Raw genomic sequence first — 13,457 nt, forward strand, 5'->3', positions numbered from 1 at the left:
GATGTCCACGATGAAGAGCTACGAAACCGTCACCGACATGAAGCCCCAGGTGGGCGAGGTGATCGGCACCAGCGACTGGATGCTGGTGGACCAGCAGAAGATCAACCTGTTCGCCGAGTCCACCGGCGACCACCAGTGGATCCACGTCGATCCGGAGCGCGCCAAGAGCGGCCCGTTCGGCGCGCCCATCGCGCATGGCTTCCTCACCTTGAGCCTGATGTCGGCCTTGATGGTCAGCGCCTTCGAGATCCGCAAGAGCGTCATGGGCGTGAACTACGGCTTCAACAAGGTGCGCTTCATCCTGCCGGTGCCAGTGAACAGCCGCGTGCGCGCCCATTTCAGGCTGCTGGCCTGGGACGAAATCGACAACGGCGGCGCGCAATTGACGATCGGTGTTTCGGTGGAGATGGAGGGCTCGGACAAGCCGGTGTGCGTGGCCGAATGGATCACAAGAAGGTACTGACCTACTCCCGCTAGCGCGGTTCGCGCATCCCCCTTTCGAGGTGTCCGCCCGATCGCATCGATCAGGCGGTTGGGGACCTCTTTCTTCTGGAATTTGTTGAAGGTAAGGAAATGACGATTCGATTTGACGGCCGCGTGGCCATCGTGACGGGCGCCGGCAACGGTCTGGGCCGCGTGCATGCCCTGGAACTGGCCCGCCGCGGCGCCAAGGTGGTGATCAACGACTTCGGCGGCAGCCGCGACGGCAAGGGCGGATCCTCCGAAGCCGCCAAAAAGGTGGTGGAAGAGATCCGCGCCGCCGGCGGCACGGCGATCGCCAACGGCGCCAACGTCTGCGACTTCGAGCAGGTGCAGGCGATGGTGGCCCAGGCCAAGGCCGAATTCGGCCGCGTCGACGTGCTGATCAACAACGCCGGCATCCTGCGCGACAAGACCCTCTCCAAGATGGAGATGGCCGACTTCCGCGCGGTGGTCGACGTGCACCTGATGGGTTCGGCTTACTGCACCAAGGCCGTGTGGGAGCTGATGCGCGAACAGAACTACGGCCGCATCCTGATGACGACCTCGGCCTCGGGCCTGTTCGGCAACTTCGGCCAATCCAACTACGGCGCCGCCAAGATGGCGCTGGTGGGCTTGATGCACATGCTCACCATCGAAGGCGCGAAGAACAACATCCGCGTCAACACCATCGCTCCGATCGGCGCCACGCGCATGACCGAAGACGTGATGCCGCCCGAGATGTTCGCGGCCCTCAAGCCGGAGCAGGTGACCCCGGCGGCGCTGTTCCTGGTCAGCGAGAACGCTCCCTCCAAGGTGACGATGTCCGCCGGCGGCGGTGCGTACTCGGTGTGCCGCATCGTCGACACCGCGCCGGTCCACTTCGCCGACAGCGAGCTGTCGCCGGAAGCCCTGGCCGCGAACTTCGAACGCATCGCCGACTGGAACACCGCGCGTGCCTACGACGACTCGAACCAGCAGGTCTCGGCGCTGATGCAGGCCGTGATGGCCGGCATCAGGAAATAGGACAGAAGACACAACAAGGCAACGCAGGGAGCTGATCGAGGAGCGGCGCTCGAACCAGCGGTTCGGGGAAAGCCGGGTTTCAACAAACGTGAGGAGAGACATTTCCAATGACAAGCATCAATGAAACAAGGCGCCCCGGCATCCGGCGCCATGCACTGGCGGCGGCCACGGCCGCCCTGTGCGCCGGGCTGTGCGGAACCGCTGCGGCTGTCGACTTCGACACCGGCAACGAGGACCTGACGGTACGCTGGGACAACACCGTTCGCTACAACCTCGGCTACCGCGTCGAGGGGCAGAACCCGGCCATCATCGGCAACATCAACCTCGATGACGGCGACCGCAACTTCGCGCGCCACAGCATCGTGACCAACCGGCTGGATCTGCTCAGCGAATTCGACGTGGTCTACCAGAAGAAGTTCGGCGCGCGCGTGTCGGCGGCCGGCTGGTACGACCAGGCCTACGCCGGTGGTTTCGACAACACCAGCCTCGCCACCTCCAACCACATCGTCAACGGACAAAAGGCCTTTGGCCTGAGCCCGTATGCCAACCGCTACTACCACGGTCCCTCGGGCGAGTGGCTGGACGCTTTCGTCTTCGGCAACTTCGACTTGGCCAGCATGCCGGCGACGGTGCGCGTGGGACGCCACACGGTCAACTGGGGCGAAGGCCTGCTGCTGGGCGGCGCCATCCACGGCAACACCTACAGCCAGGCGCCGCTGGACTACGGCAAGTCCGCCTCCACGCCCGGCACCGAAGCCAAAGAGCTGTTCATGCCGCTCAACCAGCTGTCGGCCCAGTTGCAGGCCACGCCGGAGCTGTCCTTCGCTGCCCAGTACTACCTGCAGTGGGCCTCCACCCGGGTCATGGAAGGCGGCACTTACCTGGGCCCGGCCGACCAGTACTTTCTGGGTGGCGAGGCCATCCTGCAGGCACTGCCCAATGGTTCGGTGCTCACCGTGCCGCGCGCGCCGGACGTCAAGCCTAAGGACCGCGGCGACTGGGGCATTGCTGCGCGCTGGCGGCCGGAATGGCTGGACGGCACGATGGGCTTCTACTACCGCAACTTCACCGACAAGCTGCCGCAGGTCGTGGTCGGCCTCAACGGCGCGCTGCCGGGCAAGTTCAATTTCACCTACGGCAGCGACATCGACCTGTATGGCCTGAGCCTGAGCAGGCAGTTCTTTGGCGTGAGTGTCGGCGCGGACCTGAACTACCGCAAGAACATGGTGCTGGCGTCGGACTCGCTGGCGGTGCCAGCCACCCGCGTGATCGCCCCTGGCGAGGTCGTGGGTGCGCGCGGCAACACGTGGCACGCCGTGGTCAACGCCATCGGCACGGCGCCTGTCACCCCGCTGTGGGACAGCGCCAACTGGTCGGCCGAGTTCGCCTGGAACCGCTGGGACAAGGTCACCAGCGATCCGCTGAACCGCTTCAAGGGCCGCGCGGGCAACACGTCGCTGGACGCCGTGACCAAGGACTACTACGGCATCGCCGTCAACTTCACGCCCACCTGGTTCCAGGTGTTTCCGGGCGCCGACCTGTCCATGCCTCTCAGCTACTCAGTGGGCCTGAAGGGCAACTCGGCGGTGCTGCTGGGCGGCAACGAGGACGCCGGCAGCTACTCGGTCGGCCTGGCCATGGACCTGTACAGCAAGTACCGCTTCGACCTGAAATACGTCGACTTCTTCGGCACGCTGAAACCCGCGGCCAACGGCGTGGTGCCGGTGCCTGGGACGGCAGTCGCGGGCGCCAACGGCCTGACGCCGCTGGTGAAGGACCGCGGCGCCGTCTACTTCACGTTCAAGACCACCTTCTAAGTCGGAGACCTAGATGACGAAAAAACTCGCAACTGCATTGTTGTGCGCCGGGCTGTTGTCGGCGCACCTGGGGGCGGCGCAGGCCGCCGTATCGGCCGAGGAAGCCAAAAAGCTCGGAGCGGAGTTGACGCCCTTCGGCGCCGAGAAGGCCGGCAACAAGGAAGGCACCATTCCCGCGTACACCGGCGGCCTCACCACTCCTCCGGCGAACTACGACAAGAGCAAGAACGTCCGCCCGGACCCCTTCGCCAACGAGAAGCCCCTGGTTTCGGTCAGTGCGAAGAACATGGACCGGTACGCCGACAAGCTCACCGAGGGCACCAAGGCGCTGATGAAGGCCTACGCCGACTTCCGCATCGACGTGTACACGACCCAACGCACGGTCGCCTATCCGAAATTCGTTCTCGACAACTCGGTCAAGAACGCCACGCGCGGCAAACTGTCCGACGACGGCCTCAGCTTGCGCGGCGCTCGCGGGGGCATTCCGTTCCCGATCCCGAAGAGCGGCAACGAAGTCATGTACAACTACCTCGCAAGATGGCAGGGCTTCTCGGCGGTGATGCCGAAGTACTCGGCCTACAACATCGACGCCGCCGGAAAACTTGTCCTGAGCACCCAGGGCGTCTGGACCATCGAAAGCCCTTACTACGACGACTCGAAGGCGGAATATCCCTCGTACCTCACTCGAGCCAAGGCGAACTACACCGGCCCAGCACGCCGCGCCGGCGAGTCGATCATGACGCAGGAGTTCATGGATGGGAAAGGGCGCCGCGCCTACCAGTACCTTCCGGGCCAGCGCCGCGTCCGGCTGGCGCCGGATCTTGCGTACGACACACCCAACACCAGCACGGGGGGCATGTCGACGATCGATGACGTCAATCTCTACAACGGCAAGATGGATCGTTTCGACTTCCAGCTCGTCGGCAAGAAAGAGATGCTCGTGCCCTACAACGCCTATCGTTTCGCCTATCACGACAAGGCCGAAGACGTCTTCAAGCCGAAGTTCATCAACCCGGACGTCGTGCGCTGGGAACTGCACCGCGTCTGGGTGGTGGATGCGAAGCTGAAGGACGGCGCGCGCCATGTCTATTCGCGCCGCACCTTCTACATCGACGAGGACAGCTGGAACGTCCTGGCGTCCGACCAGTACGACGGTCGCGGCCAGCTGTGGCGTCCGGGCTTTGCCTACCTGACGCAGCTTTACGACGCCGCGGTGCCGAACAATTTCGCGTCCGGGCACTACGACCTGATTGCCGGAACCTACTACATCAACCAGTGGCCGGGCGCCTCGGGCATCAAGGTGAGCGAAGGCTTGCAGCAGGACTCGCAATGGACGCCGGATAGCCTCGCCGCGCAAGGTATCCGCTGATTGGACAGCCCGCGCCGCAAGCGCGGGCCTGTCGTCGCCTGACTGGCGCCTCCCCAGCTGCCTTCGCCGAAGGTGGCTCCACCATGTATGACCAGCCGGCCCCTGGCGGCCGGCGGCGACTGCCGAACAGTCGCATGACGAGTGGAGCAACGCGTGTTGCATAGAGCTTTACTGGTCCAGGCCGCGACCTGGGCCGCCATCACGATGGGCACGGCGTCTGCGCAGCCTGTCTTCCAAGCGCCGCTGGCCGTGCCGGCCGCGAAGTCCGCGCTTGCCATGCAGGCGCAGCTGAACGCGCTGGCCATGGCAGGCAAGCGGATCGTGGCTGCGGGACAGCGCGGCCACATTCTCTACTCCGACAACGGCAAGGACTGGGTCCAGGCCGAGGTGCCACTGAGCACCGATGTCACGGCGCTGTCATTCCCGGATGCGAAGAAGGGCTGGGCGGTGGCCCACCCGGGCGTGGTCCTGAACACGACCGACGGCGGAGCCACCTGGAGCAAGCAGTTTCTGGTCCGGGATGCCGACAAGCCGCTGCTGGACGTCTGGTTCGAGGATGACAGGAAGGGCTTTGCCATCGGCGCCTTCAACCTGATCCTGCGCACCGAAGACGGGGGCAAGTCCTGGACCTCCTGGGCCGACCGTGTCGACAACCCCAAGGCCATGCACCTGTACGGCATCCGGCCGGCAGGCGGCACGCTGTTCATGGTCGGCGAGCAGGGCCTGGTGCTCAAGCTCGATCGCGCCAGCCAGCGCTTCATCCGAGTTCCGTTGCCTTACGAGGGCACGCTGTTCGGCGTCACCGGCAGCGCCAACATGACGCTGGTCTATGGACTGCGCGGCAACGCCTTCCGCACCACCGACGGCGGCGCGAACTGGAGCAAGGTAGAGACTGGCGTCACAGCGGGCCTGACCGGCGGCGTGGTGCGCGCCGACGGCTCGGTGGTGCTCGCCAGCCAGGCCGGCCAGTTGCTCCTGAGCATCGACGACGGTGCCACGTTCCGCCGTATCCCACTCCTGAATCCTGCGCCGGTGTTCACGCTGGCTGATGCCGGCAATGGCAATCTGGGCCTGGCCGGCTTCGGCGGCGTGCGCCTCGAATCACTGAAGTGAGGGTAGTAGACAAATGGTGACGACCCAAATCGACGACATGCCCGTGGTCCGCGAGTTGAAGGACTTCGACCGCAGCTCGGGCAACTGGCTGGAGCGGCTGGTGTTCAACCACCGCCTGTTCGTGGTCCTGGCCTGCGTGCTGGCCACGCTCGTGCTCGGCTGGCAGGCCACGCGCCTGACGCTGAATGCCGCGTTCGAAAAGACCATCCCGCAGCACCAGCCCTACATCAAGAACTTCCTCGACAACCGCAACGAGCTCAAGGGCCTGGGCAATGCGGTGCGCGTGGTGGTGGAGAACAAGGCCGGCGACATCTTCGAGCCGGCCTACCTGAAGGCGCTGAAACAGATCAACGACGAGCTGTTCCTCACCCCCGGGGTGGATCGCGCCAACGTCAAGTCGCTCTGGATGCCGCTGGTGCGCTGGAATGAAGTCACCGAAGAAGGCTTCGCCGGTGGCCCGGTGATGCCGGACAACTACTCCGGCTCGCCGCGGCAGATCGACCAGCTGCGCCAGAACATCGCGCGCGCCCAGATCCTGGGCAGCCTGGTGGGCAACGACTACAAGTCCAGCATGATCTTCGTGCCGCTGCTGGACAAGGACCCCAGCGGCAAGCCCCTGGACTACTGGGAACTCTCCAAGCGGCTGGAAGAAATCCGCGCCAAGCACGCCAAGGCCGGCGGCGCCGACGTCAACATCCGCATCGTCGGCTTCGCCAAGGTGGTGGGCGACCTGCTCGATGGGCTGGCGCAGATGGTGCTGTACTTCGCGGCGGCCGCCCTGATTGCGGCGGCCATCCTGTACGCCTGGACGCGCTGCGTGCGCTCCACGCTGCTGGTGCTGGCCTGCTCGCTGGTGGCGGTGCTGTGGCAGCTGGGTCTGGTGACGCTCTTGGGCTACCAGCTCGACCCGTACTCCATCCTGGTGCCCTTCCTGGTGTTCGCCATCGGCGTGAGCCACGGCGCGCAGAAGATGAACGGCATCATGCAGGACGTGGGGCGCGGCACCCACAAGCTGGTGGCGGCGCGCTACACCTTCCGCCGCCTGTTCCTCGCGGGCCTGACGGCGCTGGCCGCCGATGCGGTGGGCTTTGCCGTTTTGATGCTGATCGACATCCCGGTGATCCAGGACCTGGCCATCACCGCCAGCCTCGGCGTGGCGCTGCTGGTGTTCACCAATTTGGTGCTGCTGCCGGTGATGCTGTCCTTCACTGGCGTGAGCCCGACGGCGGCGGCGCGCAGCCTTCGCGCCGAGCAACAGCAAGCCGGCGGCAGCTGGGCGCTGCTGGAGCGCTTCACCGAGCGGCGCTGGGCGCTGGCGGCGCTGGTGGTCTCGGCGTTGGTCGCGGTGGCCGGCTTTGCCGTGAGCACCAAACTCAAGATCGGCGATCTGGACGCTGGCGCCTCGGAGCTTCGGCCCCACTCGCGCTACAACCGTGACAACGCCTACATCACCGGCAACTACTCGCTCTCGAGCGACCAGTTCGCGGTGATCGTCAAGACCAAGCCCGAGGGCTGCCTGGCCTTTCAGACGCTGGTCGAGGCCGATCGCCTGGGCTGGACACTGCAACAGGTGCCGGGCGTGCAGACCACGGTCTCGCTGGCCGATGCGGTGCGCAAGATCACCGCCGGCTCCTACGAAGGCAACCCCAAGTGGCTGACCATCTCGCCGAACCAGGACGTGCTCAATTACTCCGCGCGAACGGCGGGAACGACCAATCCTGACCTGTTCAACACCGAATGCTCGGTGATGCCGGTGGTGGCCTACCTGTCGGATCACAAGGCCGAGACGCTGGATCGCGTGGTGCAGGCGGCCGACGCCTTCGCCCAGCAGCACAGCACCTCGGACCGGCAGTTCCTGCTGGCGGCGGGTAGTGCCGGCATCGAAGCGGCGACCAACATCGTTGTGAAGCAGGCCAACGTCACCATGCTGCTGTACGTGTACGCGGCGGTGATCGTGCTGTGCCTCATCACCTTCCGCAGCTGGCGCGCGGTGATCGTGGCGGTGGTGCCGCTGGCCATCACCTCGATCCTGTGCGAGGCGCTGATGGTGGCGCTGGGCATGGGGGTGAAGGTGGCGACGTTGCCGGTGATCGCGCTGGGTGTGGGCATCGGCGTGGACTACGCCTTGTACCTGCTGAGCATCCAGCTGGCGCAGCAGCGCGTCGGCGCCACGCTCAAGGACGCGTATCGGCACGCGCTGCGCTTCACCGGCAAGGTGGTGGCGCTGGTGGGCGTGACGCTGGCTGCCGGTGTGATCACCTGGGCCTTCTCGCCGATCAAGTTCCAGGCCGACATGGGAATCCTGCTGACCTTCATGTTCATCTGGAACATGCTGGGCGCGCTGGTGCTGATTCCGGCGCTATCGCATTTCCTGCTCCGCGGGGTCGGCGCAAGGAAGGGCGGCGTCGCCGGCGTCCCCGAGCCGAAGGGTGTGCCCCAACGCGCTTAGTCCGCTACTTGCGCGACGTGCGCGTGACCAGGATCTACGAGGGCACGAGCCACATCCAGAAGCTGATCATCGCGCGCAGCCTGGGCTGATACGGGCGAGCGAGCCCGGCTCCCCATCGAGCCGGAAGCCCATGCCTCACTGCCTGATCTTCCCGGCGCCGCTGACGATCGAGAGTTCGACGTACTTCGACCCGGTACGCGAGCCCGACTTGTAGCCGACGGCGTAGCCGCCGACGTCGAAGTTGTCCATGGAATCGAGCGCGGCGGCTATGCCCTCGCGTGTCGGGGCGCGACCCTGGCGGCGCACGGCTTCGACGATGACCTTCCCGGCGATGAAGCCTTCGATCATCGCGTAGCTGACTGGCACGTCGGGCTTGTCGGAGCCGGCGAGGACGTCCTTGAGCTCCTTGGCGATCTTGCTCGAGATCTTGTAGGGGCTCGGGGTCACCTGCGCGATGGCGACGCCTTGCAACTGCTCGTCGGAGAGGCGCTTGGCCATCTGTTCCACGTCGGCGCCCGAGTGCGTGAAGATCTGCCCCGTCCCGCCCGCGGCCCGGTACAGCTCGACGAAACCCGCCGCGGCGGCGCCGGTCGCCACGAGCAGGATGGCCTGCGGCTGCGCCTTCACGAACTGGTCGACGGCGGGCGTGACCGTCGTCGTTCCGGACGGATAGGAAGCGTGCGCGACAAGCTGCGCCTTGGATTTCTTCGCTGCCTCGTCGGCCGCCAGCACCAGATTGACCGAACCCGGTCCCGCTTCGTAGAGCATGGCGAGCCGGGTGATACCGATGGTGGCCAGGTGCTCGATGATCTTGTTGATCTCTTCGCGCAGGCCGGCCCGCACGTTGTAGACGTTCGGCGCGTCCGCGCGCAGCTCCCAGGAGCGGTAGCCCACGAGCACCAGCCTCTCGTTGTTCAACAGGCCCGAAGCGATGAGGTCCGCGACGTTCTTGTTGCCGAAATAGCCGGCCAGCACCAGCGGCTTGCTCTCGGTGATCAGTTCGCGGGTGGCGCTCAGCGTGTCTTCGGGCCGGCCGCCGTCGTCCTTGCGCACCAGTGTGAAGCGATGGCCGTTCACGCCACCGGCCTTGTTGACCTGCTTGAACAGCAGTTCCATGCCGGCGGCATACGCGCGGCCCTGGTTGGCTTCCAGGCCGGACATCGGGGCGACCTGGCCAACCACGATGTCCATGGACCAGGCGGCGGGGGCGGCCACTATCGATGCAGCCAGCATGGCCCGGGCAATAGTTCTTCTCATCTCCAACTCCGTCTTGATACTTCCGGTGTGAACGATAGCCGCACTTGGCGCGATCCCAATGGGGAAAGCACGTAAACGTGGAAAGTCCGTCAGTGTGGAAAGCACGTAGGTGCGCAGGCACGACCTTAAGGCCAGATGGCCGGGTGCAACCCCCTCCAAATGGGCGGGGTGGACCAGTCGGAAAATCGGGTAGGGGCGAAATGGCTGCCCGCAGCATCATCCAACGGCGCTGGGTTTGGGAGAGAGCCCGACGCGCAGAAGTTTGCGCGAAGTCAATTCACGGAATCGGGTAGGGCTGCGAGTCGGGCGTGTTCAGGGCGAGCTCGCGCAAGGCCTGGCGCCAATTGGAAGGCGGGTAGTTGTGCGGGTCGCGCGGCGCGAGGTAGTTCGCCAACTCGAAGTGATTGAGGCGATGGGGCACGGGCTCCAGCCCCAGGTCGGCGCGGCCGGCGATGTGCGCGGCCAGTGAGCGGCCCATGAGCGAATAGGCGAACGGCGCGGAGCCGATGCCGTCGAGGCCGATGCCCAGGATGTGGAGGTTGGGCGCATCCAGGCTGCGAAAGGCGCCGCCACAGCGTGCGGCGACATCGCCGAGGACGCGCAGGGTCCGCAGCGGCTGCACCTCCAGGAAGGACAGGTCCACGGCGTAGCCGGTGCCCCAGAGCAGCAGGTCGGGCTCCAGCTCCGCGCCGTCGCTGAGCGTGAGCTTGCGGCCTTCGATGCGTTCCACGGTGGCCGCATGCCGCTCGATCGCCGCGAAGTTCTCGACCATGCGATGGCGTCCGGGAATCAGCTGGTCGTGACGCAGGTCGAAGGGCTTGGCCGGCTGAATGCTTTCCAGGCCGAACTTCGCATAGCGGCCGCGGAGGTCCTCGGCGATCACCGCGCTTTGTTGTTCCAGGGTCATGCCGCTGACCTGCAGGCGCGCGAACTCGCGCACGCTGCCGGCAACATGCTTGATCTTGCGGGTGGGCGTGAACCAGTGCAGGCCGCGGTACGCCCAGGCGATGCGGGCGGCGCCGTGCTCGAAACACAGGTCCAGCAGGTCGAAGGCCGACCCGCCGCCGCCGACCACCAGCACCGATTTGCCGGCCACTTCGGCCGGATCGCGCAAGGCGCTGGAGTGGAGTTCACGCACATCCGGGGCGATACGGCTCACCTCGGGCACGTGCGGAATGTTGTGCGCGCCCGTCGCGCAGGCCAGGTGTCGGGCCTCGAAGTAACCCTTCGACGTGGCAAGCCGCCACACACCGCCTTCGTGCCGTGCGGAATGAACTTCGGTGGCGAGCGAGATGCCATCGGCCAGGCCAAAGCGGTCCACCCAGGACTGGATGTTGGCGAGGACGGCGGGCTGGTAGGGACCGGCCAGCGCCAGGTCGCCGATGGCCCAGTCGGCCGGTGCGATCTGGATGTCCTGCCAGGCGGGCAGCTTGCGCCACAGGCCGCCCACGCCATCCTGCCGCTCGAAGACGCGCGCCTGCAGGCCCGCCTGGCGCGCGTAGTAGAGGGCGACCACGCCGGCGATGCCGGCGCCGACGATAGCGACATCAAGCACTGCCTGCTCACGGTCCATGGCACCTCCGGGTCAAGGGCGAGCGGCAACTATAGGGTGCAAACCCCGGGCCAACAAGGAGCGCTGGTTGGAGGGAGACGCAGCGCCTGGCCGTCGGCATCTCAGCAGGCGTACGATGCGCGGCATGCGCAGCAGACCTCGCCCGAAGCTGGCCTACCTCGAAGCCATGGGCGCGGCGGCGCTGGCGACGCTGGCCTGCTTCGCGCTCGATGGCTACATGTCGGTCGCGGGGCTGACGATGGTGTACCTGGTGGCCTCCGTCGCGTGCGCCTTTCGGCTCGGCCGCCTGCCTGCCGTCGTGGCGGCGGTGTCGTGCGTCTCGGCGCTCAACTACTTCTTCATTCCGCCGCGCCACACTTTCCGGGTGGAAGGCGCGGAGTACTGGTGGATTCTCGCGGTGCTGCTGGCGCTTTCGCTGGTGCTCAACAACCTGGTGGCGCACCTGCGCGAGCGCCAGGACCGCGCCGAGCAGGGCGAGTTGCGCGCGGCGCAGTTGCACGAGCTGAGCGAAGCACTGGCCGCTTGCGAGAGCATCGAGGCAATGGCGCGCCGGGCGGCGGACTGGCTGTGCGCCAGCCTGGGCAAGCCCGCGGCGGTTTTCCTGCTCATGGACGACGGCCGACTGCAGCATTGGGGTGTGCCGGAAACCGAACCGGGATTTCACGAGGCTTCGGTGCGCTGGTCGCTGGAGCATGGCCGGCCTTTGGGGCGCGGCTGCGACGACTGGCGCGACCTGCCGCTGTGGTGCGCCCCCTTCGCCCGTCGCGGCGCCAAGGGCGCCGTGCAGGTGCTGCTGGCCGGCCGCGACAGCCCGGATGGCGAGACGCTCCAGCACTGGATGGCGCTGGCCGGGCAGGTCGGGCTGCGGATCGAACGTGAACGGGCCGCTTCGGCCGCGCGTTCGGCGCAAGAGAGTGCCCGCGCCGAAGCCGCGCGCAACACGCTGCTGGCGTCGCTGTCGCACGACCTGCGCACGCCGCTGGCCGGCATCGAGGGCACCGCAAGCACGCTGCGCGCCCAGTCAGAGTCACTGGCGCCGTCGCAGCGTGAACGGCTGCTGTCGAACATCGAGAACGAAGCGCGCGACCTCACGCTGATGGCGGACAACATCCTGCAGATGGCGCGGCTGTCGCAGCCGCATCTGCAACTGCGCATGGAGTGGGAGTCCGTGGAGGAAGTCCTGGGTGCGGCCGCGGCGCGCATGCGAAGGCGCTGGGACGGCACGCGCATCCAGCTGCGCGTAGCGCCGGGGCTGCCACCCGTGAAGGCCGAAGCCTCGCTGCTGGCGCAGGCGATCGCGAATCTGGTGGACAACGCCGTGCGTCACTCGGGCGGCGAACCGCTTGTGATCGTGACCGCCGGCCGCAGCCGCGAAGGGGTGTTCGTCGCCGTGCGCGACCATGGCCAGGGCCTGCCCGAGACCGACGCGGATGCGATCTTCGACCGCTATGCCAAGGCGGGCAAGTCGGCCGGCGCGGGGCTGGGCCTGGCGATCTGCAAGCTCGTGGTCCAGGCGCACGGCGGACGCATCGCGGCCAGGCGCTGCGAGCCGGGCAGCGAGTTCCGCATTGACCTGCCCGCCGCGCAACTCCCGCAGGAGCTCGAACGTGGCTGAAGTCCTCGTCGTGGAAGACGACAGCTCGATCTCGCAGTTCGTCTGCGCCAGCCTCAGCGCCGCCGGGATGCGGCCGCGCGCCGCGCACGACGCGGCCCAGGCGCAGCGGGAACTCGCCACCGGGCCCTGCGAGCTGCTGATCGTGGACCTGGGCCTGCCGGACATGGATGGTGTCGAGCTGATCGGCCTCGTCCGCCAGCGCCTGTCGACGCCCATCCTGGTCCTGTCGGCGCGCACGCAGGAGGCGCAGAAGATCGCCGCCCTCGATGCCGGCGCCGACGACTACCTGACCAAGCCCTTTGGCGTGGGCGAGCTGCTGGCCCGGGTACGCGCGATGCTGCGACGCGCGGCGACACCGCCGCAGCCCGCGCCCGTGCTGCGCGTCGCCGACCTGGTCTACGAACGCGAAAGCCGGCAAGTCAGCGTGCGTGGCCGCACGGTCCACCTGACTCCGTTGGAGCTCGAGCTGTTCGACCGGCTGGCGGCCAGCCCGGGCAAGGTGCTCACCCACCGGCAGCTGCTGGCCCAGGTGTGGGGCAGCGAGCACGTGGACCAGCTGCACTACCTTCGGATCTACATGGGCCACCTGCGCGCCAAGATCGAGGAAGACCCCGCCGATCCGCGCTACCTGCTCACCGAACTGGGCGTGGGCTACCGGCTCGCCGACGAGTAAGTGGCCACTCGATCCCTCCCCCTCCGGGGGAGGCCTGGGTGGGGGCGCTGCGTCACCTCGGCTGCATTTATGCGTTTTTTATGCCGCGTGCGGCACAAGGAAAGCC

General features: G+C 66.7%; 10 protein-coding genes and 1 pseudogene. 9 read left to right on the plus strand and 2 right to left on the minus strand.

Annotated elements, in window-relative coordinates; all coding sequences use genetic code 11:
- Nucleotides 1-10 precede the first annotated feature (10 nt).
- From UC35_RS16295 to UC35_RS24295, 7 genes and pseudogenes are all read left to right on the plus strand, one after another.
- Complete coding sequence (locus tag UC35_RS16295) at nt 11-463, plus strand: MaoC family dehydratase (protein ID WP_061503883.1); 453 nt, start codon at nt 11-13, stop codon at nt 461-463.
- Nucleotides 464-573: 110 nt separating this feature from the next.
- Nucleotides 574-1,485: an SDR family oxidoreductase gene (locus tag UC35_RS16300; RefSeq protein WP_061501512.1), complete on the plus strand. Its 912-nt coding sequence runs from the start codon at nt 574-576 to the stop codon at nt 1,483-1,485.
- 107 nt (nt 1,486-1,592) lie between these two features.
- A complete protein-coding gene (locus tag UC35_RS16305) occupies nt 1,593-3,302 on the plus strand; it encodes a DUF1302 domain-containing protein (protein WP_061501514.1) in 1,710 nt (569 codons plus the stop codon).
- A 13-nt stretch (nt 3,303-3,315) separates the two neighbouring features.
- On the plus strand, nt 3,316-4,671 hold the full coding sequence (locus UC35_RS16310) for a DUF1329 domain-containing protein (protein ID WP_061501517.1): 1,356 nt from the start codon (nt 3,316-3,318) through the stop codon (nt 4,669-4,671).
- Between the two features lie 156 nt (nt 4,672-4,827).
- A complete protein-coding gene (locus UC35_RS16315; protein ID WP_227820351.1) occupies nt 4,828-5,784 on the plus strand; it encodes a WD40/YVTN/BNR-like repeat-containing protein in 957 nt (318 codons plus the stop codon).
- Nucleotides 5,785-5,797: 13 nt separating this feature from the next.
- The gene (locus tag UC35_RS16320; RefSeq protein ID WP_061501521.1) at nt 5,798-8,233 is read left to right on the plus strand and encodes an efflux RND transporter permease subunit; all 2,436 of its coding nucleotides are present in this window, start codon (nt 5,798-5,800) and stop codon (nt 8,231-8,233) included.
- A 2-nt stretch (nt 8,234-8,235) separates the two neighbouring features.
- Nucleotides 8,236-8,322: pseudogene (locus UC35_RS24295) on the plus strand (acyl-CoA dehydrogenase family protein); the annotation flags it as partial.
- Nucleotides 8,323-8,368: 46 nt separating this feature from the next.
- Here UC35_RS24295 and UC35_RS16325 read toward each other — a convergent pair.
- Entirely contained in the window at nt 8,369-9,490 is a 1,122-nt protein-coding gene (locus tag UC35_RS16325; RefSeq protein WP_061501523.1) for an ABC transporter substrate-binding protein, read from the minus strand.
- Nucleotides 9,491-9,767: 277 nt separating this feature from the next.
- Nucleotides 9,768-11,063: a flavin-containing monooxygenase gene (locus UC35_RS16330; RefSeq protein ID WP_061501525.1), complete on the minus strand. Its 1,296-nt coding sequence runs from the start codon at nt 11,061-11,063 to the stop codon at nt 9,768-9,770.
- Nucleotides 11,064-11,187: 124 nt separating this feature from the next.
- Here UC35_RS16330 and UC35_RS23710 point away from each other — a divergent pair, with 124 nt between their 5' ends.
- Together UC35_RS23710 and UC35_RS16340 are read left to right on the plus strand one after the other, a co-directional pair.
- Nucleotides 11,188-12,678 (plus strand): DUF4118 domain-containing protein, encoded by a 1,491-nt coding sequence (locus UC35_RS23710; RefSeq protein WP_158513924.1) that lies wholly within the window; start codon nt 11,188-11,190, stop codon nt 12,676-12,678.
- On the plus strand, nt 12,671-13,351 hold the full coding sequence (locus tag UC35_RS16340; RefSeq protein ID WP_061501528.1) for a response regulator: 681 nt from the start codon (nt 12,671-12,673) through the stop codon (nt 13,349-13,351). The genes UC35_RS23710 and UC35_RS16340 overlap by 8 nt, the downstream gene beginning before the upstream one ends.
- Nucleotides 13,352-13,457: the final 106 nt, after the last annotated feature.

Origin of the sequence: Ramlibacter tataouinensis (assembly GCF_001580455.1) — a bacterium.
GTDB classification, from domain to species: Bacteria; Pseudomonadota; Gammaproteobacteria; order Burkholderiales; family Burkholderiaceae_C; genus Ramlibacter; species Ramlibacter tataouinensis_B.

Excerpts from the sequence above, each read along its gene's own strand:
- UC35_RS16320 (WP_061501521.1), top strand. The coding sequence starts at position 5,798 with ATGGTGACGACCCAAATCGACGACATGCCCGTGGTCCGCGAGTTGAAG.
- UC35_RS16305 (WP_061501514.1), top strand. The coding sequence starts at position 1,593 with ATGACAAGCATCAATGAAACAAGGCGCCCCGGCATCCGGCGCCATGCA.
- UC35_RS16295 (WP_061503883.1), top strand. The coding sequence starts at position 11 with ATGAAGAGCTACGAAACCGTCACCGACATGAAGCCCCAGGTGGGCGAG.
- UC35_RS23710 (WP_158513924.1), top strand. The coding sequence starts at position 11,188 with ATGCGCAGCAGACCTCGCCCGAAGCTGGCCTACCTCGAAGCCATGGGC.
- UC35_RS16300 (WP_061501512.1), top strand. The coding sequence starts at position 574 with ATGACGATTCGATTTGACGGCCGCGTGGCCATCGTGACGGGCGCCGGC.
- UC35_RS16330 (WP_061501525.1), bottom strand. The coding sequence starts at position 11,063 with ATGGACCGTGAGCAGGCAGTGCTTGATGTCGCTATCGTCGGCGCCGGC.
- UC35_RS16310 (WP_061501517.1), top strand. The coding sequence starts at position 3,316 with ATGACGAAAAAACTCGCAACTGCATTGTTGTGCGCCGGGCTGTTGTCG.
- UC35_RS16325 (WP_061501523.1), bottom strand. The coding sequence starts at position 9,490 with ATGAGAAGAACTATTGCCCGGGCCATGCTGGCTGCATCGATAGTGGCC.